This window comes from Vibrio sp. V15_P4S5T153, from assembly GCF_963874485.1.
GTDB lineage: Bacteria > Pseudomonadota > Gammaproteobacteria > Enterobacterales > Vibrionaceae > Vibrio > Vibrio anguillarum.
This window is the reverse complement of record NZ_CAWNHR010000017.1, coordinates 873,386-897,584: the sequence shown is the minus strand read 5'-3', so window position 1 is coordinate 897,584 and position 24,199 is coordinate 873,386. Positions and strand designations below refer to the sequence as shown.

Below are 24,199 nucleotides of genomic sequence, written 5' to 3'. Positions count from 1 at the left end.
TAAACCCGCAAAAAATCATAAAGGAGCATGATAATGTCAGATCATAAATTAGTCTTAAGTGACGACCCAAAACAGGAATCAACTGGCTTCGTGAGAAGCCAGCCATTGTTAATCAAATAACAATGAATCCCCTTCCTTACCCACTCAGTGGGCGCGAAGCGAGGGAGGGGAGAATGTCAATGAAACTTATGATTGTGGATGCGAAGAACCGCAGCGATGTGATTGTGAAAAAGAGCCTGAGATCATTGGATATTGGTGTGGTAGAGGAATAAAGTTGCATACTAAAAAGAAAAAATAACCTTGTTCTTACCGTTATTAGAATCAATGTGAACATAAATAAAGAATCATACTAATTACAACTTCCGAGCCTGAATCGAGCTAAAGATGAGTATTAAAGTGTCATACTCGTTTTTCCCCCAAAGACTTTCAGTTATCTAAAGCTTCAGAGCAAGCCTTTTGACTAATGTTAATAATAGTGTTAATTTAACAGTGGTGTTAAATTGTATTAAATGAGTTGCATCGTGTTTTTAATAGATTACATAGAAAAACGCTACGGCAAAGAACGTGGTAACAAGAAAAAATTTCTTGAGGATAATCAAGATATTATCGGCTCTGAGCTTAGCCGTTGGTTGAAGAATGACTACAAAATCAACTTGGCAAATGGTGAGATCTACAAGCCAACATCGAAAATCGTGAATTTGTGATATTTAACACTTGCGTTAATTAACATATGTGTTAAATTAGTATCAGAAGTTAAGAATAATTAAACGGAGATACAATCTATGAATACATACGATGCAAATAATGCTCTGAAAGAGATCGAAGATTCACTTAGCGAGCTTGAAAACGTTGCGGAGAATCTAATAACTAAGAGTCCGACTAATGAATCTGCACAACGAGGGCAAGGTATTTATCACGCCACAAATAGTATTCGCTTTCTCATTAAGAACATTAGACGAGCGGAAGGTTTGTGAAAATAGATAACGCTGAAAATTTAGTATGACATTTTAATACTTAGTATGAATCTTTATTACGCAATATGTAACTATAATCTGCTCCCACAATTGGCAGACCCCTGAATTTCTCGAAGGTTTAATGGAAATGGCTGATGAATGTGAAAGAATTTCATCATCAGCCTCAGAGGAATCGAAATAAGAGACTGTCTCCAATATTATTAATCGTCTCGCTCAAATTTTGAATGACCAGGGGCAGAGCAGTACAATCTGTCTCTGGATAATTTCCAACCATTATTTTTCGCAATTCTTGCGCATTCCGCATAGTTCTCACCAGTAAACTCACCAGTTTTGATCTCGTGACTATACGTTGAAACCTTGCATTTTTCGCAATCACAAATCAAATCGAGTGTGTATCCGCCTGTAATCATAATTCCCCCATAATGCATTCAGCTAATGATAAATTGTTTTTCCTAACTGCTTTGTAAGCAAGCTCAATTCCAATATTACGACCAGTAAGAAAAACACTGTTCTCAATCTTACCGTCAGCTTTTGCCTTAACACCTGAGTCATAATCACACTGGCAAAGCGATTCAATCTTATCACTCTCGCCATCCGATTGACTCAACCACTCAGCCATAGACTTTTCAGTTCCGAAGTATTCTAACAGTGACTCTTTATCGAATTCATGCAGAAACATAGGCGATGGTTTAAAATCTTTAACAAGCTCTGTAGCTAAATGTAATGACTCATTTAGAAGCTTAACGGTGAACTCCCAGAACCCTTGATTAATCCCCATGCGTCGAGCAGATTCAATATCAGAAACCTTAAGATCAGGAACACTGTTCTTTTGCGCCTTCTCAATTGCTAAGCTTGCTGTATATCCTGCAATTTCATTTAGGCTGATTCCTGCATTAATTTTGATAATCATAATAAACTCTCTTAAAAGCCCCTATTCAGGGGCAATCAACAATTAGCTTATGCGCATAGTCTTTCTTCGATCACTTGCGAAGATTTATTGATAGTTACAATTGCAGTAGCTACGTCTGCCCCTGAATCTTTGAATTCACCGCGATCAAGCATTTCGATATCTGCGCCGACTGCTTTTAACCATTCACGGAATTCAATTTGGATTTTTTGCTTTCCTGTTACCCAAGCTTGGCTCATCACAGCTACTAGACGACCACCATCAAGCAAGTGTTCATCGTACATCTTGCGAACGTGCTTAATGTCCTGGTTATTACAGAAAGGAGGGTTAGCACCAATTTTATTGAACATGCCAATTTGCTCGCGTGTAACGCTCATGAAATCGCCTTCGATTGGAGTATATCCCTGCTGTTTAAGACTGCTGATATTCAGATCAAAGATTTCGCACACAACGCCATCACTTGAGATTTCACGCATTTTATTAGCAATTGCTGCACGTCCTGCGCTTGGCTCTAGCCACTTATCTTCTGGTTTTAGATCTAGCTTTTTAACAACCTTAGATGAAACATTGTCTGTAGATTCGAAGATCTGGTATAGCTTCTTGTCATTTACCGCTTTTCCTTCCTGTAATCGCGTCAGAACGCTTTCTGCGCTACCTTCGAATACAAAGGTGCCATCTTGATAAGTACCACCAGCCTTGTTCATTAGAGCGCGAATCTGAGGGTATCCTTTCAGTTCTGAGTCAGGAAGGTAAATTACATGACCTTCTGCTCTTAGCATTTTAAGTTCGGCTTCAACATCGCACTGGAAATCAACTTCGATAACAGGACTGATGTATTTTGACCACAAATCCACATTCTCATCTAGATCAGTCATAAGCTCAGACACTTTCCCATCAAGGAAATTCAAAGTTGACTGGGTAAGCATAAATGTAGCGTATTCACTTCCAGACTCTTCATGACAGATAATCAGCTTAGGCATTAAAAATGCGTCTTGAGAAGCTTTCTCGTAATCGTAAATCAGCTTTAATACAAATGTAGTGCTGTTAATTGTGAAGATAGATTGATCATTAAAGGCATTTTCAAACCATTCAGTTAATGAAACATAGACCTTGCCTTTAAACGAGTTTTTGTAGTGTTTAAAGTCAATAAGTAGCTCGTAAACGTAAACGTCATCAATTGGCGCTACGTGATATACATTAGCAAAAAAACCTTCTGGTCTGAATTTCTTAAATTTCATGGCGGTGTCCTTTAATTATTTAATTTATACTTATTATACATAAGTATGCTTAAAAGTAAACACCAATAAAAAAGAAAGTGAGTTACACTTTCTTTTTTTCTTCACAAAAACGGAAGGTTACTTAAGCAGCTTTGCTAGCCTCAGCGAAGACTTCATCAATAATGTCATCAAATGTGCCAGAAAGGTACTCTTGTCTAGATAGTAAAGGCTCGTAGTCTTTAGGGTCTCTACCTTCTGGGATTTCAAATGGATAACCATCAATAGCAAGCTCCATATCGAATCTCATCTTGCTGCCATGACAACTGATTTCATCAAATGTCATCGTTTCGTAGCGCTTTTCTAGTCGAGCTTGCAATTTTTCTCTAAACCGCTCTTTAATTTCGTCAAGGTCAGAGATTGACAGCACCTCACTTACATTCAGGAAGTATGTCATGAATCCGCCATCATCTTCGGTATAAGCAACCACTTTTTCAGTCGTTAGCTGAGAAAGATCTAACTTAATTGCTTCCGCATCACCTTCAGGCATCATGGAACAATATTCATCTTCTGAGAGGATTAGGTGATTAGTGCTTACTTCTTCAGTAGCAATCAAGTACACCTCTCCACGCTTTAGGTTCTTGAAGTAATTCATGTAACGATCATTACTTCGAAGATACTCAATTAGCTTAGGCTTCACATCATTGATAATGACCTTTGAAGGCTTGTTGCTTAGTGAAGTATTCTTTTTGACTTTAGCTTTGCGCTGCTTTCTTCGTTTATCCTTTTGGGATTGTCTTACTGACATCTCTAACCTCTATCCAATCAATAGAATTAACTTGACGATACTACGACTGGTCATTATTACACTAAACTCATATAACTTCGAGCTGCTAATGGAAAAATCAAGATCCACTTCAAACAGTGTTAAATTTCAATCGACAACCACTGGATAAAGTCTTCTTTTCGAAAAGAATAGCTCTTACAAAATCGCTCAAAATCATCCTTATATGCCAAAAGATACTGATTTGATTTAATAGCTTCTTTTTGCAAGTCCGAATAGATTATTCCTAGATTTGAACGGAGAATCTTAAGCTCTTTCATTACAATCTCTGCTTTGCCTTGGTTGTTAGTGATCACAGCCATATGTAAATCACCAACAAAACCATCACCTTCTTGAGCATGGGCTAGTACAGCCTTACAGAATTCATCTCTCATTGGGATCAAAAACCTATCATTAAAGTTTTAAAGCCAGGGCGATAAACAGCATGTGAACAGGGTAGAACCAATACATCCACTTACCCATTTTGGGGGCTTTTATGTTAATCATCTTGAACTGTGTAGCCATAAAACACAGCACCAATGCAAACGCAGAGCTGATAATCAGAGGCGTAGTGAAAGAATTGAACAAGCCATAGAATCCAATGACTACCTTCATGTATTGAAGATTACACAGCACTGCCAAAACAATACCAATTAACAAGAACATTGTTTTTTTCAGCTTTGATTCTGTCTGCATCATCAGAAACATGGATGGGACAATCATAATCCCCAATATGCCGTATTCGAATCCATCCTGGTATACAGCTAGGCAGAGAAGAAATACTGGTAGTACTACACCTCTTAAATACAGCTTGTTTTCAGAGGCATATAAAATTGTCACTACCAATCCAGCAAAAAGAGTAAACATGATATTCATTAATTCGATATCACTATTAATCCTCAATAGCATCTCATGTGGTATCTCTGAAATAACCGCGAAAATCGCTAGATTAATTGAGTATTTATCAATAATGTCATCTCGACCACTCTTGTAAGCGTTTGATAGATTGAAAGCGACAACAAAAGCAAAAATCGGAAATGCTAATCTACCGATAGTAACCAAGACATTTCGATATTCTGGAAAGAAAAATCTTGAATGATCTATCACCATAGCTAAAACTGCAATGAGCTTTAGCATGTCAACAGCGCCATTTCTTATTGTGGTACTCATAGGAACAGTCCTGTCATGTTATAGGCGATATAGTCCGCTAAGTTGAAACAAATAGCGATAAAGAAACAAATTGCTGCGGTTCCGATTACTAGGGTAGAGTAATCTTTGAAATCTGAAATAGGATTGATAAATACCGCACCAATAGCGCCCGAACAAAGTATGAACAACACCCAAAACCCAATACCCATAATCAACCACTCCTATTAAATTATCTTAACTCAGGTTGTTTGTAGGTTGTCCATCTTGGAAAGTAGTGTCGAACAATGTTCCCAGAGTTTGCACATTGACAATGACGAGACATTGTTTTCAAAGCCGATGATAGAAAACTACCTGCCGCGATAGCTGCCTTTTCTCTACCTTCTTCAGTGCCAATTTGGGTGTCAGCACTTTTCATTTTTTCAATTACTGTAGGTGGCTGGTGGCGCATTTTTTCAATTTCAGAATGCAGAACTCGAAGTGCATCCATATCATTCTGAAAATGCTTAGAATTGAATCGCTTTGGCGCATACTCATAATAGCGACCTTCTTTGGCAAACATATTATGGATAATCATATAGATTTCATTTTTTATTAATTGCTTAGTGTTGATTATTTTACATATTAAATAATTCAAGTAAAGAAAAACCCCAGCCATAAGACTGGGGTTCCCATTCTCTTCGTAACATGCCAAGGTGCATCTTGGGAAAAAAGGATCTACACATCCTACCCAAAAGAGAAATTCTAAATAATAGTGAGCATTCTAGAATGGTTGGCAGGCTTCGATATTCCAACGGACTTAGTATTCTATACCTTAGCATTCCTACGAACAGCCTCGATCACTTGAGCCAACTTTCCTATTGCAAATTCCTTATGAGTATCGCGTCTCTCGCGCCAGAATACGCACTATTATTCAAACTGCTTACGGCAGTGAATCGCCAATGAATAGCATTCCCAACGTCTTAGTTCACCGATTTGGATTTCTCGGTTAATACCCAATCTAGATTCACCAATCACTTATGCCTGCCTTTTGGCACCTTCATGTCACACTAGAATTATTCAATACTTTCAACAATGTCTGATCAAGGTGCATTAGGCTATCACCTGTATCAATACGCTTATTTACGGTATAGTGGCATATGCTATGCTCTCAGACTTCTTTAACGCTTTACGCATTTTGAGAATGGTTTGCACAGGTTGTCAGGACTGCTATTTTGGTTAAGCCATCAAAGGCGACTCAAACCACTCTCAAAATACGTTATCCGCGAAAACAGAATTAATTATACGAATAAAAAATAGAGCGTCAACAAAAATATTAACGCTCTTTGCTATTATTTAACCCAAACAGAATCAACCCAATAGATACCTGTTTCAAGAAGCTTCAGATGACCTGTACCAGAAAAATACAGATACTTGTGTTGAGCATAGCCAGGATTGGCTATTGTCTTACTTCCGACAGTCGTGTGACTTGTACCACCGTACCACTGGTTTGTTGTAGATACCCTCACGCCATCAATCCATGAAGGTAGAGTTTTTTGAATGTACCCATACGGAGAACCACCATAGAAGAATTGCATGTAATAATCTGAACGTGCATATTGCGAGGTGTTGATAGTAGTTAATGAATAACTGTAACCTGCATTTTTCAGCGTTTGAATCGAGTTAATAGCCCTATGGTTGTAAGCTGATGGAGTAGTACCTCCTGTTGCAACAAGTTTGGTTCCAAATGCATCATATAGAGTCCATCCACCACCACTCATATCGCAATAAGCACTTCTAGATGGCAGTGGACCACTACCATCAGGATCGACTGTGTATACTTGGTTTCCTACACTGTCTCCACGGTTAAGTATATCGATACACATGTTTCTGGCTACCATTGTACCGACCTGTTCTCTACGCTCAGTCTTTTGAATCGTATCTGTGTCCAGTTCTTCTTTATTAAGAACCCTCTGTCCTGAAAGCGAATTCACCTTGTATTGTGAAACTGTTCTTTCTGCATCGTATGAACAAGTTCGCTCTTGTTCGAATTCCGTGCCAATTTCGACCCTATCAGCTTCTGGCGACCAATCAGTACAGTTGTATGGATCACTGAAGTTCCTCCACTCTGAATATTCAGGTGGTTCATACGTCCACGTACCAAGAGTCACTTCATGAGGGATTCTGATTATGTACGCGTCTTCAGCAACTGAATTGAAGGCAAATAAGCCAAGTAAAATAGTAAGTTTTGAAATTTTCATGGTTAATATCCTGAATAAATGCAGCACGGAACATTCTTATCTAGCGATGGTTCGCAGTAAGGTATTCCTATTGCTGGGGCTATAACAGATTCCTTTATTGAGACTCCATTTGGAGTGAACTCATATCCATCGGCTTTATTGGTTTCAATACAAACAGACTCTTTATGAGTTTGACTGCCTTGTATCGTAGTACCTATCATTCCAGGATATTCTTTCCATCCTTCAGGTATTGATTTAAGTAGCTTTTCATCAACCAAGTGTTGCAATCTGAAGCTAGAATCAACCATGTTACCTTTGGACTCGTAACTGGTTATAGCCCCAAGAACCTGAGAAGACTCATTAGCATATTTTGCAGACTCGCTTTTTATCTTATTATTCGTAAACGCTTCGGAAACATAGATTGTTCCCGCAGCAGAAGCAACAGATATCAGAACTATTGCAATTATCTGAATTATCAATGTTGGCATAATTTTTAAAACCTATATTTTTTATTGGAATTATTATTTGTGTGATTATTGTATCACTTTTATATTCATTTGACTTGATTTTAATTAATAAAACAAAAAGCCCCGAGCTAGGTCGGGGCTTTTTATGTAACAATATCTATTTATGCAGCGTTTTTACTGCGTGTTTTTAGTGATTGAGCTTTTTGATGCAATTGAATCTCAAGTTTTTGGTTACTGTTACTCACTGAAAATACGCGAAGAGATAGCGAGCTTAAAGCGCTTGCGATTTCAGGACTAACCTTAACCTTAACCTTTCCTTCAACACTATCTAGACCTTCAGGAATGTGCTTTGCCACTTCAGAGATTAAGCCGCTCATGTTTTCTACTGTGGTTTCATTTAACTTATGAGTACCGCTCAACTCTGAACTGCGAGTTCGGCTAACCTTCACGCCTTTCTTTCGTTCCTTTTCACGCTCAGCTTTCACTTTCATATCTTCAACAGCGATAGCCATTGCAATATCAGCGCCGTGCTTACGGATCATGTTGTGCGCTTTAGTTGCTGAGTACTTACCTGTTTTGATCCATGCCTGTAGTAGGGCAGGGGCTTTAAGTAATTGCAGGTAGTTCGAAACCTGCGCTGGTGTAACACTAAGCTGCTTCGCAACCTCAACTTGATTTAGTCCGTATGAGATGAGGCGATTATAAGCATGAGCCATTTCAATTTGGTTTAGTTTGCGACCCTGAGACGATTGAATCATTCGGACAAACTGAGAAACCTCATCACCTTCCATCAACAAGACTTCAATTTGCTCGCACGAATATCCAAGCTCCATTGCTTTGTTGATCGCTACTGTACGATGATGACCTTCAATAACTTTGTATTTAAGCTCATTTCCCACCATAAACTCTACCACTTCGATAGGAGGGACGAACAAGCCGTTTTTGTATGATTCAACGAAGCCATTAATATGGTCTTCACAAAGTTCTCTGATGTTGTAACCTTTTTCGATCCATAACTGACTAGGCGCAATAGAGATCGCTCCTTTCGATTTCAGACCTTCGACTACATCTGAGTTAGTTACAACTTTAAGTAGCTTATTCTTTTTGTTCTTTGCGTTTGTAGTTGCCATGTGAATACCTTAGTTCTTAACTCTGTTTGCCTTAAATATACATTAATTAGTTTGAGAGTCAATGCTTGTTTGGTGTTTTTTATTCAACGTCCAAAAAGTCATTTCTAAATCTTAGTCATATATTATTAAAAAATATCGACTTTTAGGTTGTTGAACGCTCTAGGCTCGCATAAAATACGCATCATTAACCAAGCAGGATTTATTTATGAATCAAACTGAAACCAAACCTTTAACAACCACTTCTATGCTAAGGAGAGTTCTTTCATCTCACCTTTTCTTTTTCGCTGCCTCACTGATTCTATCCATCTACATCCTAAAGTCAGAATCATCATTAATTGCTTACTGGTTCAAATTGGCGCTTTCGCCAATTAACGTTTTTTTTCATGAAGGCTCACACGCAATCGCTGCATTTTTAACGGGGTTAGAAATTAAAGAATTTAATGTAACTTGGTACAGCGGTCATGTAGAAAACACCTACAACTTGGATGGGAGCGATGACTGTTCTCGGATAATTACAACATTTTCTGGCTACCTTGGCACAACATTTTTTGGTGGTTTATTCTTTCTTTTCTCATTTAAGAACAGAAAGATATTCATTTTATTTCTGATTTTTGTCGCCTTCATGCTCACCACTTTATACGATAAAATAGAAACCGTTCAAACAATGAGTTACGTCATAATTTTCCTTGCTGTTTTCCTGCTGCCATTTAAAAAGTCAGAAAAATCGGCAAGTGCAGAAAATGTAGGTAAATTAGGGGTGTCCGAAATTGCAGATATTTTATTATCTTACCTAATGAGATTCATCAGCGTATTCCTAATGACGGATAGTCTGGTTTCACCTCTTAATGAGTTATCAAATGGACGCGGTCTCGACTCCAACAATTTAGTTAAATTACTCGGAGGGCAACAGACCTATTACGTTTATGTTTGGATGTTTGCTAGCCTTATGATTATGTTCCTGATCTGTTATGTTCTTTATCGAAAGGAATCTGTAAAAAACAAGTAACTCAACGAGATATCTATGAGTTCAAGCCAACAAAAAAGCGATGCTGTTTGCATCGCTTTTTTTATCACTAAATGATGCTATTCGCCTTCAGCATCACTGGATTTATTCTTCTTGGATTCGATTGCCAGATTTTTCAGCAACTCATCAACTTTAGCATTATGCTCATTCAACTCAGAGATTTCAGAAGAAAGAGATAGAAGAACCTTAGCTGTTTCAGAGTTGAGTTTGATAGTCACTTCTTCATTTTTCTCAAGCTCATCAACCTGAATCTGTCCAGCAAGAGAAGAAACAATGTCAGACATTGAACTTACCTTTTTTGCTTTCAGCTTTAACTTTTTCGTTTTCGGTGTGGCATCAGATTTACTAATCTCTACCCCGTTAGCTTTAGCTTCTTTCTGAACTTCTTTAGCACGATGTTCTTCTTTTGCCGCTTCCAGCGCCATGTCCGCACCAAAGTCACGGATAAGACCTACTGCATTGCTAGCCGCAATAGTACCTGACTTAATCATTTCCTTCAGTTCTTCAGGTGCTTTTAGCAGGAGAAGATAATTGGATACTTGAGCAGAGGTTGTCATTAGCTCTTCAGCGACCTGAGTTTGAGTCAGACCCAACCCCATCATTCGCTTGTAAGCTGCTGCCAGTTCAAGCGCGGTCAACTTACGACCTTCAGCCGATTTAATCATTCGAGCAATGTGGTCTACCTCATTACCCTGAACTTCAATGACCGATACATTTTTGATATCAATACCGCGTTCAATTGCACGGAAGACAGCAAGAGTTCGGTGATGACCTTCAATAATCTTCAGGCGCAACTCATCATTGACCGTTACGGGTACAACCTCAATGGCTGGAACGTACTTACCATTAGAGTATGACGCTACGAAGTTCTCAACATGCTCATCGCAAATATCGCGGACGTTGAATCCTTGCTCGATCCAAAGCAATTTTGGGTCAGCGTTGTAAGCATTTACGCGTTTTACTGCTACTTCTTTATCACCGCTAAGCCCACGAAGAGACTTATTGGATGAGATTGCGATCTCGGATGTCATGGTCATACCTCATAAAGATTATTTAATTAATTGATTGGTTTGTGTGTTTAATAATACATCAATTAAGCCACCAGTCAAATAAATTAGTTAATAAATAACCACTTTTAGCTCACGCATTAAGCGGATTTAATTGACAAGCCTATAAAGTAAGCCCTTGAGAGATTGTTGAAGCCTATCTGCTTGCGTTTAAATCACGAAAGTGTCATTATCATGGCCCAATTAATTAAAGAAATAAAAAGGCATTCAAATGACAAACCCCATTGAGCAACCACAAAACCCTCTTAGCATTCGTGAAATGCGCAAGCTGAAGTTTATGGAAGGTCTTACTTTTGCAAGAGAAAAACAAGAGGGGAGTGGTCTTCAAGACATGTGGCTGCTTGTTTTACCATCAATTGAAACGGGCATGAATCATTACCTAGCTCTTAACCAAATTGCGGACAAGACATTTGAAGAAACAAATGAACTAACGCAAAACACATACACCAATGCTGTAGCTGAGCATGGTGCGGAAATGGTAAAAAATGAAGCACTAAAATACGTCCTGCTAATCTTAAATCAAGAGCTATTTGAAAATCTAACAGAAGTTCAAGCGTTTGAAGCTATTTGGTTCATCAAGCATTTCTTCGACTTTGAGAACGCTGGTCAAGAAAATAATTTCGTAGAAATTTTCCCAGAATCAAAAGTGATTTTTGTAGATGTACAATTCCAACAAATCCCAATGTCTGAAGCTGCTGAACAAACGGAAGAGTAAGGATTGACTATTGCCAGAATTTTTCTGGCTAAAACAAAACCCGCATCGATTGCGGGTTTTTATTTGTCTTTAAAATATAGAATTGGCTCGGTAGACACATTAAGTATCAATCTACTCTTGGGTTTTGATTAGAAGGTCAAGAACAGGCGACATTTTAATGCTATCAATAGGAACATTCTCTACATCCCAACTCACAACAAGCCTCTGCCTGTCTGAATATGAACCATCAACCTCAATTACAATATAAAACACACCACCATCCTCTCGCTTGATACGCTTAAGGTCTTTCCATGCGAGCAGTGATTCAACAGCGATTGAATCCCCCAAAATCTCGCAAGTGCCATACATGCATGGTGTATCCATTCTGGGTTTTGAATATGTGACATTGCAAAATTTAACGCCAAGAGAGGATATAAGCTTATTCATACCGCTAGTTAAAAAAGCTCGGTCTGGAATACTTCTAATGTCAGCTTTAAACAACGCCCCATCTATCCGTTCACTAACTAAAAAGCCGTTATCTTCTTGCAACTGTTCTCGTAACATGCATTTCCCTTTACAAATGAGGCTGTAACTCTATCAGACTGATTTACATCAAGCCTGATACCAGTGTTTTAACATCATCAAGATAAGGCTGTTCTTCGTTAATTTCAATGATATTAACCCCTTTCATTAAGATTAATGCAGGGTGGTGAGTAACAAGAACCACTTGAGAATGCTTGGCGATTTTCTTAATCATCTTCTGCAATTGAATCATCGCTTTCGCGTCAAGAGCTTGCTCTGGCTCGTCAAAGAAAACTAGGCTAGCTTCTTTTGAAAGCTTTTCCGCTTCTTTGAGCATGGCATTTGTGTTCATGCCCGAACTCATTTCTTTACGATCCATCCAATACACCGTTTTATGCATAAAATTCTGGTCGAACGGTGTAATTTGGTTAAGGTTCAGCGAAGGAATGTTATCCTCAGACATAAAGAAATAAACCATTTCTTTATCGTCACTCTTGGTACTACTAATATGGATTCCATCTGGTTGTGATTGACCAAAAAGGTATTCACGCACAGATTTGAGTAGTGTGCTTTTACCCGCTCCATTGTGACCAATAACCACATTAACGCCTGGTTTGAACTGAAACTCAATTTTTTGGGTTTCTTTTGGCTTGCTGAATCGATCCCAGTGAATGTGTGAGTTATCAAAAGCAATCGCATTTAAAATAATCATAGAATTCTATTCCTCTTCCTCATCTTTGTACGGATCAAGGTCGAATGGCTGAGCTTCAACAATACTGATATCGTTTACCAGCTTGGCATCGTATGAAATCTCAAAACTACCAGTACATAAATTATCTTAGTAGATGTCACCTTTAATATCGCTAAGACTACCTGATTCCGACTGAACCGTTCTGTTTACTCCACAATGAGGACACCTAAGGATAAACTCACCATCTTCTTTGAAAAGCACTGTTACGGGGAGAATGTCTTTACTATCAGTTGTTTCAAAATGCATTTTCTTTTCCGAATTTTAATTTAATTATGATAATTATACATGCTAAGCATCAAAAGTAAATATCCGTGTTGCTGTAAAAAGATGCATATTACCCCATATAAAAAGCCCCTGAGAACAGGGGCTATAAAGAGTCAGTGAGATTATATCTGAGGTTAACTACTAGAAACGCCACCACCATTTTTTCTGATTTCGTTCCATGTTGACATGGCAAATCGGTCAAACGGCATTGTTTGCAATAGAACTACACCAGTACCACTCAATTTTACAAGGGACAAGCCTTCACCACTGAACAGCATTGATTTCAGACTGCCGTTTTGAACAACCTCATACTCAATGTCATCCTCAACATAAGCCAGCAAAGAAGAGTTATCGACGAAGATTGTTTCATTATTTAGTTGTCGCATGAAAACTCCGCCACCAGCATTCAAGCAAACGTTGCCATCACCTTCAATGCGTTGCAGGAAGAACGACTCACCAAACAAACCTCTAATGCTGATATCTGACTTCAGACCTATTTTTGTACCTAGAGCACCGCATAAAAAGCTATTCTTATTACAAATCAAAGAACCGTTAAAAGAACCCATATCTATCACAGCCATTGAGCCAGGAACCGTAGCTGAGAAGTATACATCTCGTCTCTTGTCAGACACATTTGTGAAATGTGTCATAAACAATGTTTCGCCTGATAGCATTCTTGCAGCGCCATTGAACAGTGAACGGAATATTCCTGTGTTTGGTTCTGATCCATCACCCATAACGGTTTTGTACTCAATTCCCTCATCATGAGCCATCAAAGCACCAGCTTCAGCGATAACCACCTCGCCTGGATCTAGCGTTACTTTACAATGAGACATCACCTCACCAAAGGTTTCTATCTCAATCTCATGACAGACTTTTTTATTCATACCATTAATCTCATTAAGTTTATTTATGATTTTTTGGCATTATACATTATTTAAACGATTAAAAAATAGGGGTTATTAAATAGGTTTTTTATTAATTAAAAATCAAACAATTTTAGCAATCGCTGTTTTTATCAAACACACAATCTCTTGCCTCATGCATTAACGAGAAGTACTGCCGATTCTGTGCTTGACTACCAATACTAGAAGGCTTGTAAACTTTATTTATATTTATCATAAACATCTCTAACTCTGAGTGAAAAACAACATCTTTGACCACATCAATAGAGTCGTCCTCACAGCTAAGCTTACTTTCATTTTTATTAACGATGTATGGATTTGTACCAAGCATTAACCCCTGCATAAGAGTGACATTGTGATATGCAAAGAGGGATTCAATAGTTGAAAACTGCGTTTCAATCTTCTTATCTTTGAGAAGAGTGTTGTACACCTTATGCGCAAAATCCACATGCTCAAGAGCAATTGAAACATAATTAAATAAATTATTCTCATCAATTACAGTGTCGTCATTTACCTCTTCGTGGTAAGTTCGATCAGAATTAGAAATACTCTCAAGACACTCCTTCAGATTGACATTAAAGTGCTTATCAATCCATTTGGTTACTAAGGTTTCATTTTCAAGATAAATTCCTGTATCTCGACAATACCTTGACCTTATAGGTAGTGAAAACGGAATGTAGTGGTCGTGTATCGAATTTCTTTTGTCTAAATACACTTTATTTTAGGCATAATAGTTTGAATTCAACTTAGGATGCATGTGACGAAACAGATCAGGTTTCAAGTTCTTTGCAAATTTTTGAGGAAATAGAATAAAAACATAGACTTCGGCTCTATCCTCCAAATTTAAATCAGAAATAAATCCAGACATATAAGAAAACATACCGTTAGTCCTTATTGTTAGTATTCGCCAGTTTTAAGGCGTGAATCACAACATTTTCTTTGTATTTGTACTCGTTCATTGGCAACGCATACGCAACCTTAAGCGCTCTAACCTTCATTGGAACATCATGAGTCGCTTCTGCTACTTCAAGTAACTTTTTGCGGCTCAATGGCTGCATAATCAGCTTATGAAGGTTATTAATCGCATTCACATGATTTTTAAAATTTACCTTGTAATTTCGAAGGCTATTCTTCACATAGCGAATTGCTTGAACCAAAGCGACGATTTGCGCCACTTCCACACCCAACGCTAGTGGATTAGTTACCTCTTTGACATTCTCCCCTTCCGCGCTTCGCGCCCACCGTGTGGGTAAGGAAGGGAATTCATTGTTATTTGATTAACAATGGCTGGCTTCTCACGAAGCCAGTTGATTCCTGCTTACAGAACTCTAATGAGTTAGGATTTCCGCAGGCTAACACGCCATGTCCTGACGCTAAAATATTGAGACTCGCATTATCATCAGCGTTGATGGTTAAACCGCACTTCTCACAAACAAATTCCGATTGAGAAAGTCGGTTAGCTTTACTTTTATGACCGCAGCAAGAGCAAGTTTGACTGGTTCCTTTCGGATCAACCTTTAAAACCATGCCGTTTTTCCACTGTTGCTTGTATTTGCAAAAATCCATTAGCATTCCCCAACCCTGTTCGAGAATACTTTTATTCAATCCTGACTTTTGCTTAACCTGTTTACTAGGCTCACCTAACGTTCCTTTAGATGATTGAATCATGTTCTTCACCTTTAAATCCTCAAACACGATGATTGCGTGGTTCTTGCTCAAGTAACTTGAGAATTTATGAAGGAAGTCATGACGAACAGCGGAAATTTTGCTGTGTAGACGAGCGATTTTTTTCTTTAGCTTTTTCCAGTTATTGGAAAAACGCACTTTCTTAGCGAGCTTTCTTTGCAACTTCGCTAGCGTTTTCGAATGGGTTTTGAGTGCGGAAAGACCATTCACATAAAAGCCATTTGAAAGCGTTGCAAGCCGTTTCACTCCTAAATCCACCCCAACCATAGACTTGGAGTGGTGAGGGCGTTCAGCGCGTTCGTATTCGGTCTGAAAAGAGACATACCAGTGACCAGCCTTGTGTGTCACGGTAGTATTTTTGATTTTACCAATAATGTCTCGTGACTTGAAAAAGCCAAAATTTCCAAGCTTAGGTAAGTATACGTGGCGACCTTCAACCTTAAATCGACCTGTGTATCGAAAGCCATTATTACACTTTGAGCGCTTCTTAGTGACAGGCATCCGTTTATAAGGATGCGTTTTATCAAACGCATCCTTATAAGCTTTATCTAAATCTTTTAGGGTTTGTTGAAGCACAGTGGAATCAACTTCTTTAAGAAACGTGAAGTGTTTTTTTACTTGGGTAAGATGAAGACACATGGTTGCATAATTTTCAACGTAGTGACCGCGATTGAGTCGGTATTGTTGACGTTTTAGAAACAAATTCCAGACAAAACGACACGCGCCAGCCTGCTTCCAGAAAGCGGATTGTTGTTCTTCATCAACTTTAAGGCGATACTTAAATGCACGTAATATCTTCATGTTTTGAATCATAAATGAATAATAAATTCTAATAAATAAAGCATTGCTACGCAATGTGCGCTATCCATCTCCGCCTTAGAAGGACGAAGCTTTTCTCGCATCTTTGGTGAAGTGCTTTGTTGCTTCTAACACAGAGAAAATGTACGAAAATTTAACAAAAAATCTAGCAGACAGAAAAACCAGAGCTAGTGCAATTGCCACATTCCGCTGATGCACAGCCTCGTTTCTTTCTTTACTTCTAAGGATGATGTCCTGCTCAAACCCTTTAAACTTAGAAAGCTCATCCATCAAATCAATATTCATACATTACTCCAAAATAAACTCTTTCAGGAAACCATGTGTTTTATCGTCATTCTCAAGATCACCATGATACTCTTCCAGCTTCCTGATTGAAAGTTTGAATTCACCGCTTAACATTTTAATTTCTTTGTCTGTATTGGAGGCAATGTAATCAATGATTGCCCTACGGGAGTCGGAGACGCAATGGAAATGAGATACAAGGATAGGGCATTGAATACTCTTACCATCCTCTTTTACAACCATGTACAGCACGTATTGTGGTTTTTCAATCCCTTCAAGAATAGCTGTTACTGCTGTAGCCAATTCGAACGCCAGCTTATCCGCCGTATAGCGGGTTTTTACCTTAAATGTTTTTGCCTTTAGTGATTTCTCGACACCACAACCTTCAAGAATGACATTAAATCCATCTCCTGACTTTTTCGCGCTGTAGAACACTTCTGATTCGGTATCAATACCATTAGAATCTGTGTAAAATGCTTTGCATGATTTCATTAGTAGCCCCTTATTTTTGTTCTTATTATACATCTGTAAGCCTGCTAATCAACTTTTTATGGCTTAAATTATTTTTTATTGGTATAGTCATCAAAACCAATAAATTAATGAATTATGAATATGATAGCTGTTTTAGACGTACACTATTCAGATAACGGCTCCGCTCGCGCTGCTGCTGTTATACTTGAAGATCTTAATGATATTGAACCAAAAGAAGTGCTTTACTCTGAAGTTGATTCTGTAGCCGACTATGAACCTAGTTCATTCTACAAGCGTGAACTTCCTGTACTTTTTAAGTTGTTCAGAGAGCATAATATTCACCCTGATAGCATCGTTATTGACGGGTTGGTGCATCTTCCTGATCGATCAGATGCTCTTGGTATGCACTTGTACAACAATTTGAAGTCCATTTACCCGACTGAAAAGTACAAACACCTTAAAATCCTTGGGATTGCAAAGAATGGTTTTCACGGCTTCGATTCATATTACATGGCGTACAGACATAGCATCAAACCGCTTATTGTGACGACAACTGATTTCGATATTGGGATCTCAGAAGCTGTGTCACTGGTTAAAAGCCTGCCTGGTAAATATCGACTACCTGAAATAGTGAAATTAGCCGATCATGCCTGCCGAGGAATGCTGTAATTTTCAATTGACCTTATTCCCAATATTGATATAATTGAGACAATAATTATTAATCAGTTGGGGAGTCTCGATGTTTGCAGCTCAAACTGTATGTGAAACTGGATACAATGCATCGCCAAGTGTCGCTGGTTTAGATTACGACAGCGATATTTCATCTGAGTCTGAAGGTGAGAACGGCGAGTTTTTAAGTCTTGTTAACTTTTTGATGAGCGAGAATGAGTTAAATCCTCATTTCAACGCTCTTTTATTTAGCGCGGTTATGTCTCTTTTACCATCTGGCTCTCGGTTAAGCCTGCCTGAAGATTGCTACAACACCTTCGCAAAATATTTTATTGATTTCAAAGAGTTTTTGCAGGGCAAGTTTCCATTTACTTCTATTATTTTATCAGAAGAACTTAGCTCTAGCCGCGTTGCAGAACACTTAGAACCTGAAGTTTTTCAGTCTATTACAACCTTTTAGGCATAGTATATTATGGGAAAAATCTTACCAAGAATTATCAAGAGCACTGCAAGTCAAACATTTATCAGTGAACTGGTTGGTGTTCGAGTTGGCTATGACCAATCAGATTACCCGTGGGCTAAAAAGATGCTTGGTAAATTCCCTCTACCTCAATGGCAACGAGATAGCGTTTGGACTGCTAAGCAAAAGATTTCATTGATTGAATCAGCTTATTATGGCTTTGACCTTGGTGCTATTGTCATCAATACATATGACCATGACAAGAAGGGGAATCTAATCCCATTCTCCGACTGTCTTATTGATGGTCAGCAGCGTATTGGTGCGATGCTCGATTACATTGACTCAAAGTTTAAAGTTAATGGCTACTATTTCAATGAGCTTAGTAGACAAGAACAAGGCTCTTTCATGATGCGAGATATTGGGTTACACAAGATTAGTTGTTTTGAAGAAGAAAAACTTAAGATGCTTTATAACCACCTTAACTTCTCAGGCACAAATCACAAAGAATCTGAAAGAGCATAGCATTTAAGATTTACGCCAAATTATCATAACGCGAATTGCATCAAGCTTTTCGCGTTTTTGTTTTATGCTTATATTGAATCTTTATGTTTTTTATGTATAATTAAAAACATATCTTGATTCAAGGGCGTTACCATGAAAATTTTACCACCTAAGAACAATGTTCCTGCTTATTCATTTAATCCTGAAACGTACAGAATTCTTAATGAAAGCAATAGCTCCTGTAACTATGATGCTATCAGTAACAATATCAGCATTCTAAAAACCGACCTTTTTTGGAATATGTATGGAATGGCAAGAGCAGTATTTGATCAGCATGTAATGCCAATTTGCCTTAAGTATGATTGTGCTTTCATTTCAGATCGAAGTGGTTTCAGCTTTATTCCTAAGGGCAAGAACAATCTTCCTGAGGCCGAAGTCCATGATGTATCGAAGATGCTATCCGTATCTACCCAAAAGCGCCAAGTGCTCCATCTAAATCTAATGAGCCTAAGCGAGTTAATTTAGGTGGTGGTGAAAGGCGCACCACCACGAAGTGGTGGCTTTAATCAAAGCCTTCCTGTTGATCTAAATACTGCTTTACGATTTCAAGTGGCGCACCTCCACAACTAACCAAACAATAACTCCTGCTGTAAAAAACTGGCTTCCAGTAAAACTTACCCAAGTGCTCAGAAAACTCCTTTCTAACAAGCCTTGATGTGGCAGTTTTTAGACTATTCACCATTTTACTTGGTTGTATTTTAGGATTTGCAGAAATCAAGAGATGAAGGTGATCGGGTTCTCCATTGCACTCCAAAAGCTCACAGCCCCAAGTTTCCAGTAACCTTTTGTACTGGGCTTGTAAGTACGCAGCAACCTCTGGCGTAATGCAGCGACGACGATACTTAGTTACAAGAACTAAATGGTAATGAATATTATAAACGCTGTGATATAGCGTGTTTAGGGATTGTTTTTTCATAATAACCAAATATAATCAACTGTATGAAAAAAGCAATCCGTAAAGTTACATACAAACTGAAACCATCAGATTCTCAAGAAGAATCGCTGATGCATTTGTTTATACACCATCACCAGTTATACAACTGGGCTTTACGTGATCGCATCGAAACATACCGCAATTCTGATTATGGTCTTAGCTTTTCAGAGCAGTGCAAAATCAACACTCTTTGGCGCAGCAATCGCAAAGTACATGGCATCTTCAATGCCAATGCTCAGAGTGAACAAGTCACCTTAAAACGTGTCGCATTAGCTTTTGACGGATTTTTTCGCCGTTTAAAGAAAGGGGATAAGAAAGTTGGATTCCCACGTTTTAAACCGTTTCAACGCTTTAAGGGTTGGGGTTACAAAGCGCATGGTGATGGCTGGAAACTCCGCCTAAATGAAAAGAATCACGGTGCAGTTTATCTGGCTGATGTTGGCATCGTTAAGATGCGAGGCAAAGCCAGAAATGATGGCGGTAAGCCTAAAACTGCCGAAATTATTCACAAGAATGGCGAGTGGTTTATCTCAGTTTCAATGGAATATGATTCTATTGAAAGACTGTGTGGCACTAAAGCTATTGGTTTAGATTGGGGTGTTTCTCATTATTTTTCGACTATCGATCAAGATGGTAATTTTGAACAAGTCGAGAACCCGCGCTATCTCAGAAATAGCAAAGAGCTATTAGCGGCTTTGCAACGCGACCTTGCGTTAGCAAAAAAGGGGACTCGCGCCCATCGCAAATTGAAGCACAGAATTGCCAAACTGCACCAAAAAATCGCCCGTCAACGACTCGATTTTACTCATAAAGAAACGGCAAAATTAGTGAAAGTGGCGGCGTTAATTGCCACTGAAAAGCTCACCGTTAAGAACATGACCAGCAGCGCCAAAGGCACTGCCGAGAAGCATGGGAAGAACGTCAAACAGAAGACTGGCCTGAATCGGGAAATCCTGAACACTGCGCCAGCCATGACTCTTAATTTGCTGCGATACAAAGCGGAAGAAGCTAGTAGCGAATTTGTTGAAGTACCAACAAAGCAAGTTAAGCCAAGTCAAACATGCCCAAACTGCGGAGCTAGGAAGAAAAAAGCCTTAGCTGAACGCTGGCACTCATGCGACTGTGGCTGCAAAATGCCCCGAGATGTTGCTAGTGCCCAAGTTAATTTAAACTGGGCGTTAGGTATTCAGGCTGGGAACCAGCCTAAAAAGGCAGCTTAGGCTTTCTTTTTGAAACTCCTTCAAAACGCGCAGCGTTTAGTGGGAGTTGTTCATGGGACTAGATGTTCTAACCAAGATTGGTAACATGATGCCTTCATTCGATCCTAAAGCGTCAGGATTTAAGATTTGCGGACATCCTTTCTATCACTACCTAATGTCGGTAGAAAACGTAACCATCCCAGAGCTAGCATCAGAGATGAACAAGCTTGGCTTTCATAAAGTAGAAAAATTCAAGACTGAAGATGATTGCAACAAATATTACTTTCATCATAGTCCTGCCGCAGTTGGGCATCTTAGCCCATTTGAATGCATCTTCAGCTCAACAATCGGTCTTTAAGGGGGGATTGTGACAGATTCAGTCTTAACCCATGAACAAGAGGATAAGGTCGTTCATGAGATTTCCATGTCGGAAATCAAAGTTCAAATGGTTTCATCTTCTCTTGAATCTCTAGCTGCGAAGAAAAGAACGGCTCGAAGAAATAACGGGTCTCAAGAAGAAATGGATGAAATTTCTTTTGAACGGGCATATCAGGACGCTCTTAGACAATGTTATGTACAGCATGGAGCCAATCTAGAAGAGATTCTGGACTTTGGTAAAGATTCGATTATCAAATTGATTCAAGAGTACTCTGAACGTCTTTCTGATGCGGATAAACTTCTTAAGAAAGAGGCATCCTGGGAAAAAGACCGCAAGAGGTACGCAGCTCAAGTTACATTCTATTCATATGCTATCGAGCAGTTAAATAAACTATTAAATAGTTGGTAATTAAGATGGCAGTAAACTACGGAATTACATATTGTAAAAAGGTTCTAAAAGACCTCAGAGACATTGAAGACAAAATGTTTGAGGAACAAGGTCATGGCTTTGTTCAATTCGGTGAGCAGCACAAGACTGAGCTTAAGTACAAACGCCTACTGAAGCAGTTTGAACGCGAGCGAGATCTAGTTCTTAAACCTACTTACGACCCAGATATTCATGGTTCAGAACATCAATAGGAGCGAACATGGGTGAAACTAAACGCATTTCAGATGAGATGTTTTATTCCAAATCAGACGCGATGAATAGTCGCAACGAAGAGAGTGTTGTGAGAAGCAAAATCTTCTCTCTTAATGGCTTTCTGGTTGAAATTAATGGCTTAGTAGCCGTTGTTAGCGAAGAGTATGATGGAGTAAGGCGATTGCCGACTTTCATTCAAACCACAGAAGCAGCTAAATCCTACATTAAGCAGTTAGACAAAGCGCATCAAGAAGGATTTGAGGATGGTCAGGAAGCTATTCGCAAGTCATTCAAGAAGCTTTTAAATCTGTAATGGATCATTCTAAAATGCCGAATAGCCGATATTCGGCATTTTTGTGTTAGTATTCAACCATCTTTTTTAATCGGTGTTTTTATGTATAAATACGGTGAAATCCCTCAAAAGAAGGCGGATCAGCAAAACTGCATGGTTAGGGGAGATGCTGGTGTTTACGAGGTAGTTTCTGTACTTGAACAGGAAGCTATAATCGTTAGAGCTGGCTATCAAGAGACACACAACGTCTCTAAACTGAAGTTCATCAGTAAAGAGCAGTTTGATAGACACATGCAGCTAACCAACCCCATGAAAACACATCCTTGCAAGCTTATTGAAACAATCTCATTGGATACTATTGGGGTGAAGCTGGACGTTGTGTCAGCGTCAGTTGGACGCGATGCTTTGGGGGAAATTGTAATAAATGACCTCATGTATGTGTTCGTATCTCCTGATTCTACGAATTCACTTCCTGGGTTTAGCAAGTCTCTGATCAATAAGACGTTCGAACCTAAGGTTGACTGGTTTGAAAGAATTAAGTCCGCCGACAGCATCGACACATTAGTCAGAACTTTGATAGAGGCGGATAATGGCGTTGAGGTAGGCAAAGAATACTTGCTTGAAGAGCCTCTTAAGTCACTTGAGCCTCAACGAGTTCTCATCAGCAAAATCGACGGGACAACGCTTTACTACAAAAAGGTGACTAAGTCAGGCAAGCCTGGCAAGAAAGAGTTCTGCTTTTTTCCCGATTACAGATACAGGATTGTAAGAGAACATTGATAAGCAGTGTGAACCATTTGGGTTTAACAAAGAAATAGCAGAGTAGCCAGGGCGCTACTCTTCTTTTTTTAAACGAAACAGGGCAAGTTCTGATGGGCGACCCATAGAATCATGAGCACTAAGGTATCCGCTTAAGAAAAACTTGTCTGAGCGGCGTACAGCGCTCATAACAGCCTTATTTCGGTCTAATGGATGCTCTATTTTTCCACCGTATCTCGCATAAGCCTCACCAAGAATATCTAGCTCACCAATATCAACTGAGTCAGCATTATGCTCTCTCATGACATCAATGAGATGATCGATAATTCTCTTCATTTCAACCTCTACGCAATCATTTTCTCATCCAATTCAATGGAATGTTCATTTGAGTATTCTAAAGCATTTATTGTCTCTTATTCCATAAACACTTTACAGTAGATAAAAAAATAGGCTCCCACTTGGGAGCCTAAAGATTATCTATCGGGGAATAGATCATATGCGGAAACAAGTGTTCTTTCGAACGAGCAACGCAGTACAAGGTTTGATAACAACGACTACTTTGTTTACATCTCTCAGAGTTCAAGAGAAGTAAACAAAATCTTCGAAGAGAGTTGACGCACCCTTGCGTCTTTACACCATTCTCTTAATTTGGTGCTGGTATCTCTTAGTCTCTGATGAGAACACCGCCAAGCGTCCAGAAACCACCTCTAAAGGCGAGCGTATTGCTTAAGAGATACCAAAACTTTTTATTGCAGCATGGCTAAAAAGGTTTGGTGCCTTTCGACACCCATCAGGAGCCACACCACCATAGTGTTCTTGTGCAACCCCGAAGGGCAGGTGGCTTTCGCCACCTAAACGCACCATGATTGTTGCTGGCTGTCTGGTTCAAAGAGCTGGGAGTCTTCCGACTCCCTAAGGAACCACACCACCATAGTGTTCTTG

34 protein-coding genes are annotated in these 24,199 nt (G+C 39.0%); 14 read left to right on the top strand and 20 right to left on the bottom strand.

Annotation, left to right across the window (positions count from 1 at the left end):
* The first annotated feature begins 521 nt into the window (after positions 1 to 521).
* Positions 522 to 704 carry a hypothetical protein gene (locus tag AACT42_RS15455; protein WP_094182891.1) on the top strand — a complete coding sequence of 61 codons (183 nt, stop codon included), beginning with the start codon at positions 522 to 524 and terminating at the stop codon, positions 702 to 704.
* Positions 705 to 782: 78 nt separating this feature from the next.
* The gene (locus tag AACT42_RS15450) at positions 783 to 974 is read left to right on the top strand and encodes a hypothetical protein (protein ID WP_094131874.1); all 192 of its coding nucleotides are present in this window, start codon (positions 783 to 785) and stop codon (positions 972 to 974) included.
* Positions 975 to 1,380: 406 nt separating this feature from the next.
* Here AACT42_RS15450 and AACT42_RS15445 read toward each other — a convergent pair whose 3' ends face one another.
* From AACT42_RS15445 to AACT42_RS15405, 9 genes are all read right to left on the bottom strand, one after another.
* Complete coding sequence (locus tag AACT42_RS15445; RefSeq protein ID WP_094131872.1) at positions 1,381 to 1,884, bottom strand: hypothetical protein; 504 nt, start codon at positions 1,882 to 1,884, stop codon at positions 1,381 to 1,383.
* 47 nt (positions 1,885 to 1,931) lie between these two features.
* Complete coding sequence (locus AACT42_RS15440) at positions 1,932 to 3,119, bottom strand: hypothetical protein (RefSeq protein WP_094131871.1); 1,188 nt, start codon at positions 3,117 to 3,119, stop codon at positions 1,932 to 1,934.
* A 121-nt stretch (positions 3,120 to 3,240) separates the two neighbouring features.
* Positions 3,241 to 3,903 carry a hypothetical protein gene (locus AACT42_RS15435; protein ID WP_094131870.1) on the bottom strand — a complete coding sequence of 221 codons (663 nt, stop codon included), beginning with the start codon at positions 3,901 to 3,903 and terminating at the stop codon, positions 3,241 to 3,243.
* A 119-nt stretch (positions 3,904 to 4,022) separates the two neighbouring features.
* Positions 4,023 to 4,313 (bottom strand): hypothetical protein, encoded by a 291-nt coding sequence (locus AACT42_RS15430; protein WP_045592013.1) that lies wholly within the window; start codon positions 4,311 to 4,313, stop codon positions 4,023 to 4,025.
* A gap of 19 nt (positions 4,314 to 4,332) precedes the next feature.
* Entirely contained in the window at positions 4,333 to 5,088 is a 756-nt protein-coding gene (locus AACT42_RS15425) for a TraX family protein (protein ID WP_094131869.1), read from the bottom strand.
* 208 nt (positions 5,089 to 5,296) lie between these two features.
* The gene (locus AACT42_RS15420; protein ID WP_094131867.1) at positions 5,297 to 5,641 is read right to left on the bottom strand and encodes a hypothetical protein; all 345 of its coding nucleotides are present in this window, start codon (positions 5,639 to 5,641) and stop codon (positions 5,297 to 5,299) included.
* 754 nt (positions 5,642 to 6,395) lie between these two features.
* Positions 6,396 to 7,304 (bottom strand): fibrinogen-like YCDxxxxGGGW domain-containing protein, encoded by a 909-nt coding sequence (locus AACT42_RS15415; RefSeq protein WP_094131866.1) that lies wholly within the window; start codon positions 7,302 to 7,304, stop codon positions 6,396 to 6,398.
* Between the two features lie 2 nt (positions 7,305 to 7,306).
* Entirely contained in the window at positions 7,307 to 7,771 is a 465-nt protein-coding gene (locus AACT42_RS15410; protein ID WP_094131865.1) for a hypothetical protein, read from the bottom strand.
* A 140-nt stretch (positions 7,772 to 7,911) separates the two neighbouring features.
* The gene (locus tag AACT42_RS15405; protein ID WP_094131864.1) at positions 7,912 to 8,880 is read right to left on the bottom strand and encodes a ParB/RepB/Spo0J family partition protein; all 969 of its coding nucleotides are present in this window, start codon (positions 8,878 to 8,880) and stop codon (positions 7,912 to 7,914) included.
* Positions 8,881 to 9,085: 205 nt separating this feature from the next.
* Here AACT42_RS15405 and AACT42_RS15400 point away from each other — a divergent pair, with 205 nt between their 5' ends.
* Positions 9,086 to 9,886, top strand: a complete 801-nt coding sequence (locus tag AACT42_RS15400) for a M50 family metallopeptidase (protein WP_094131863.1) — start codon at positions 9,086 to 9,088, stop codon at positions 9,884 to 9,886.
* A gap of 77 nt (positions 9,887 to 9,963) precedes the next feature.
* Here AACT42_RS15400 and AACT42_RS15395 read toward each other — a convergent pair whose 3' ends face one another.
* Positions 9,964 to 10,935 carry a ParB/RepB/Spo0J family partition protein gene (locus AACT42_RS15395; RefSeq protein ID WP_045592019.1) on the bottom strand — a complete coding sequence of 324 codons (972 nt, stop codon included), beginning with the start codon at positions 10,933 to 10,935 and terminating at the stop codon, positions 9,964 to 9,966.
* A gap of 247 nt (positions 10,936 to 11,182) precedes the next feature.
* Here AACT42_RS15395 and AACT42_RS15390 point away from each other — a divergent pair, with 247 nt between their 5' ends.
* A complete protein-coding gene (locus AACT42_RS15390) occupies positions 11,183 to 11,686 on the top strand; it encodes a hypothetical protein (protein ID WP_094131862.1) in 504 nt (167 codons plus the stop codon).
* 111 nt (positions 11,687 to 11,797) lie between these two features.
* Here AACT42_RS15390 and AACT42_RS15385 read toward each other — a convergent pair whose 3' ends face one another.
* From AACT42_RS15385 to AACT42_RS15350, 8 genes are all read right to left on the bottom strand, one after another.
* Positions 11,798 to 12,229, bottom strand: a complete 432-nt coding sequence (locus tag AACT42_RS15385) for a hypothetical protein (RefSeq protein WP_094131861.1) — start codon at positions 12,227 to 12,229, stop codon at positions 11,798 to 11,800.
* A 43-nt stretch (positions 12,230 to 12,272) separates the two neighbouring features.
* A complete protein-coding gene (locus AACT42_RS15380; RefSeq protein WP_053314629.1) occupies positions 12,273 to 12,899 on the bottom strand; it encodes an ATP-binding cassette domain-containing protein in 627 nt (208 codons plus the stop codon).
* Between the two features lie 437 nt (positions 12,900 to 13,336).
* Positions 13,337 to 14,089 (bottom strand): AIM24 family protein, encoded by a 753-nt coding sequence (locus AACT42_RS15375; protein ID WP_053314627.1) that lies wholly within the window; start codon positions 14,087 to 14,089, stop codon positions 13,337 to 13,339.
* Positions 14,090 to 14,201: 112 nt separating this feature from the next.
* Complete coding sequence (locus AACT42_RS15370) at positions 14,202 to 14,822, bottom strand: hypothetical protein (RefSeq protein ID WP_094131860.1); 621 nt, start codon at positions 14,820 to 14,822, stop codon at positions 14,202 to 14,204.
* 169 nt (positions 14,823 to 14,991) lie between these two features.
* Entirely contained in the window at positions 14,992 to 15,288 is a 297-nt protein-coding gene (locus tag AACT42_RS15365) for a hypothetical protein (protein ID WP_094131859.1), read from the bottom strand.
* Positions 15,289 to 15,376: 88 nt separating this feature from the next.
* A complete protein-coding gene (locus tag AACT42_RS15360) occupies positions 15,377 to 16,594 on the bottom strand; it encodes an RNA-guided endonuclease InsQ/TnpB family protein (RefSeq protein ID WP_176432238.1) in 1,218 nt (405 codons plus the stop codon).
* Between the two features lie 75 nt (positions 16,595 to 16,669).
* Positions 16,670 to 16,897, bottom strand: a complete 228-nt coding sequence (locus AACT42_RS15355; protein WP_094131857.1) for a hypothetical protein — start codon at positions 16,895 to 16,897, stop codon at positions 16,670 to 16,672.
* 3 nt (positions 16,898 to 16,900) lie between these two features.
* Entirely contained in the window at positions 16,901 to 17,386 is a 486-nt protein-coding gene (locus tag AACT42_RS15350) for a hypothetical protein (protein ID WP_094131856.1), read from the bottom strand.
* Positions 17,387 to 17,506: 120 nt separating this feature from the next.
* Here AACT42_RS15350 and AACT42_RS15345 point away from each other — a divergent pair, with 120 nt between their 5' ends.
* The 4 genes from AACT42_RS15345 (at position 17,507) to AACT42_RS15330 (ending at position 19,520) form a co-directional block, all read left to right on the top strand.
* Positions 17,507 to 18,034 (top strand): endonuclease V, encoded by a 528-nt coding sequence (locus AACT42_RS15345; protein ID WP_176432237.1) that lies wholly within the window; start codon positions 17,507 to 17,509, stop codon positions 18,032 to 18,034.
* Between the two features lie 70 nt (positions 18,035 to 18,104).
* Positions 18,105 to 18,494 (top strand): hypothetical protein, encoded by a 390-nt coding sequence (locus tag AACT42_RS15340; protein WP_094131854.1) that lies wholly within the window; start codon positions 18,105 to 18,107, stop codon positions 18,492 to 18,494.
* A gap of 12 nt (positions 18,495 to 18,506) precedes the next feature.
* Positions 18,507 to 19,016, top strand: coding sequence for a DUF262 domain-containing protein (locus AACT42_RS15335; RefSeq protein WP_094131853.1), 510 nt, complete (start codon positions 18,507 to 18,509; stop codon positions 19,014 to 19,016).
* A 132-nt stretch (positions 19,017 to 19,148) separates the two neighbouring features.
* Positions 19,149 to 19,520, top strand: coding sequence for a hypothetical protein (locus tag AACT42_RS15330; protein WP_094131852.1), 372 nt, complete (start codon positions 19,149 to 19,151; stop codon positions 19,518 to 19,520).
* A gap of 37 nt (positions 19,521 to 19,557) precedes the next feature.
* On the opposite strand, the gene tnpA is transcribed toward AACT42_RS15330, so the two are convergent.
* Positions 19,558 to 19,971: an IS200/IS605 family transposase gene (gene tnpA, locus AACT42_RS15325; RefSeq protein WP_094131851.1), complete on the bottom strand. Its 414-nt coding sequence runs from the start codon at positions 19,969 to 19,971 to the stop codon at positions 19,558 to 19,560.
* 23 nt (positions 19,972 to 19,994) lie between these two features.
* Between tnpA and AACT42_RS15320 the strand changes: the two genes are divergently transcribed.
* The 6 genes from AACT42_RS15320 to AACT42_RS15295 all read left to right on the top strand — a co-directional run bounded on the left by AACT42_RS15320 (position 19,995) and on the right by AACT42_RS15295 (position 23,278).
* Positions 19,995 to 21,209: an RNA-guided endonuclease InsQ/TnpB family protein gene (locus AACT42_RS15320; protein ID WP_094182935.1), complete on the top strand. Its 1,215-nt coding sequence runs from the start codon at positions 19,995 to 19,997 to the stop codon at positions 21,207 to 21,209.
* A gap of 52 nt (positions 21,210 to 21,261) precedes the next feature.
* On the top strand, positions 21,262 to 21,546 hold the full coding sequence (locus AACT42_RS15315; RefSeq protein ID WP_094132919.1) for a hypothetical protein: 285 nt from the start codon (positions 21,262 to 21,264) through the stop codon (positions 21,544 to 21,546).
* Positions 21,547 to 21,555: 9 nt separating this feature from the next.
* Positions 21,556 to 21,975: a hypothetical protein gene (locus tag AACT42_RS15310; protein WP_094132921.1), complete on the top strand. Its 420-nt coding sequence runs from the start codon at positions 21,556 to 21,558 to the stop codon at positions 21,973 to 21,975.
* A 5-nt stretch (positions 21,976 to 21,980) separates the two neighbouring features.
* On the top strand, positions 21,981 to 22,205 hold the full coding sequence (locus AACT42_RS15305; RefSeq protein ID WP_094132923.1) for a hypothetical protein: 225 nt from the start codon (positions 21,981 to 21,983) through the stop codon (positions 22,203 to 22,205).
* 8 nt (positions 22,206 to 22,213) lie between these two features.
* Complete coding sequence (locus AACT42_RS15300) at positions 22,214 to 22,519, top strand: hypothetical protein (RefSeq protein ID WP_094132925.1); 306 nt, start codon at positions 22,214 to 22,216, stop codon at positions 22,517 to 22,519.
* A gap of 81 nt (positions 22,520 to 22,600) precedes the next feature.
* Positions 22,601 to 23,278, top strand: coding sequence for a hypothetical protein (locus tag AACT42_RS15295; protein WP_094132927.1), 678 nt, complete (start codon positions 22,601 to 22,603; stop codon positions 23,276 to 23,278).
* 54 nt (positions 23,279 to 23,332) lie between these two features.
* Here AACT42_RS15295 and AACT42_RS15290 read toward each other — a convergent pair whose 3' ends face one another.
* Positions 23,333 to 23,593 carry a hypothetical protein gene (locus AACT42_RS15290; RefSeq protein ID WP_094132929.1) on the bottom strand — a complete coding sequence of 87 codons (261 nt, stop codon included), beginning with the start codon at positions 23,591 to 23,593 and terminating at the stop codon, positions 23,333 to 23,335.
* Positions 23,594 to 24,199: the final 606 nt, after the last annotated feature.

Coding starts and splice junctions, on each gene's coding strand:
- AACT42_RS15450 (WP_094131874.1), top strand. CDS start 783: ATGAATACATACGATGCAAATAATGCTCTGAAAGAGATCGAAGATTCA.
- AACT42_RS15445 (WP_094131872.1), bottom strand. CDS start 1,884: ATGATTATCAAAATTAATGCAGGAATCAGCCTAAATGAAATTGCAGGA.
- AACT42_RS15440 (WP_094131871.1), bottom strand. CDS start 3,119: ATGAAATTTAAGAAATTCAGACCAGAAGGTTTTTTTGCTAATGTATAT.
- AACT42_RS15435 (WP_094131870.1), bottom strand. CDS start 3,903: ATGTCAGTAAGACAATCCCAAAAGGATAAACGAAGAAAGCAGCGCAAA.
- AACT42_RS15430 (WP_045592013.1), bottom strand. CDS start 4,313: ATGAGAGATGAATTCTGTAAGGCTGTACTAGCCCATGCTCAAGAAGGT.
- AACT42_RS15425 (WP_094131869.1), bottom strand. CDS start 5,088: ATGAGTACCACAATAAGAAATGGCGCTGTTGACATGCTAAAGCTCATT.
- AACT42_RS15420 (WP_094131867.1), bottom strand. CDS start 5,641: ATGATTATCCATAATATGTTTGCCAAAGAAGGTCGCTATTATGAGTAT.
- AACT42_RS15415 (WP_094131866.1), bottom strand. CDS start 7,304: ATGAAAATTTCAAAACTTACTATTTTACTTGGCTTATTTGCCTTCAAT.
- AACT42_RS15410 (WP_094131865.1), bottom strand. CDS start 7,771: ATGCCAACATTGATAATTCAGATAATTGCAATAGTTCTGATATCTGTT.
- AACT42_RS15405 (WP_094131864.1), bottom strand. CDS start 8,880: ATGGCAACTACAAACGCAAAGAACAAAAAGAATAAGCTACTTAAAGTT.
- AACT42_RS15400 (WP_094131863.1), top strand. CDS start 9,086: ATGAATCAAACTGAAACCAAACCTTTAACAACCACTTCTATGCTAAGG.
- AACT42_RS15395 (WP_045592019.1), bottom strand. CDS start 10,935: ATGACATCCGAGATCGCAATCTCATCCAATAAGTCTCTTCGTGGGCTT.
- AACT42_RS15390 (WP_094131862.1), top strand. CDS start 11,183: ATGACAAACCCCATTGAGCAACCACAAAACCCTCTTAGCATTCGTGAA.
- AACT42_RS15385 (WP_094131861.1), bottom strand. CDS start 12,229: ATGTTACGAGAACAGTTGCAAGAAGATAACGGCTTTTTAGTTAGTGAA.
- AACT42_RS15380 (WP_053314629.1), bottom strand. CDS start 12,899: ATGATTATTTTAAATGCGATTGCTTTTGATAACTCACACATTCACTGG.
- AACT42_RS15375 (WP_053314627.1), bottom strand. CDS start 14,089: ATGAATAAAAAAGTCTGTCATGAGATTGAGATAGAAACCTTTGGTGAG.
- AACT42_RS15360 (WP_176432238.1), bottom strand. CDS start 16,594: ATGAAGATATTACGTGCATTTAAGTATCGCCTTAAAGTTGATGAAGAA.
- AACT42_RS15355 (WP_094131857.1), bottom strand. CDS start 16,897: ATGAATATTGATTTGATGGATGAGCTTTCTAAGTTTAAAGGGTTTGAG.
- AACT42_RS15350 (WP_094131856.1), bottom strand. CDS start 17,386: ATGAAATCATGCAAAGCATTTTACACAGATTCTAATGGTATTGATACC.
- AACT42_RS15345 (WP_176432237.1), top strand. CDS start 17,507: ATGATAGCTGTTTTAGACGTACACTATTCAGATAACGGCTCCGCTCGC.
- AACT42_RS15340 (WP_094131854.1), top strand. CDS start 18,105: ATGTTTGCAGCTCAAACTGTATGTGAAACTGGATACAATGCATCGCCA.
- AACT42_RS15335 (WP_094131853.1), top strand. CDS start 18,507: ATGGGAAAAATCTTACCAAGAATTATCAAGAGCACTGCAAGTCAAACA.
- AACT42_RS15330 (WP_094131852.1), top strand. CDS start 19,149: ATGAAAATTTTACCACCTAAGAACAATGTTCCTGCTTATTCATTTAAT.
- tnpA (WP_094131851.1), bottom strand. CDS start 19,971: ATGAAAAAACAATCCCTAAACACGCTATATCACAGCGTTTATAATATT.
- AACT42_RS15320 (WP_094182935.1), top strand. CDS start 19,995: ATGAAAAAAGCAATCCGTAAAGTTACATACAAACTGAAACCATCAGAT.
- AACT42_RS15315 (WP_094132919.1), top strand. CDS start 21,262: ATGGGACTAGATGTTCTAACCAAGATTGGTAACATGATGCCTTCATTC.
- AACT42_RS15305 (WP_094132923.1), top strand. CDS start 21,981: ATGGCAGTAAACTACGGAATTACATATTGTAAAAAGGTTCTAAAAGAC.
- AACT42_RS15300 (WP_094132925.1), top strand. CDS start 22,214: ATGGGTGAAACTAAACGCATTTCAGATGAGATGTTTTATTCCAAATCA.
- AACT42_RS15295 (WP_094132927.1), top strand. CDS start 22,601: ATGTATAAATACGGTGAAATCCCTCAAAAGAAGGCGGATCAGCAAAAC.
- AACT42_RS15290 (WP_094132929.1), bottom strand. CDS start 23,593: ATGAAGAGAATTATCGATCATCTCATTGATGTCATGAGAGAGCATAAT.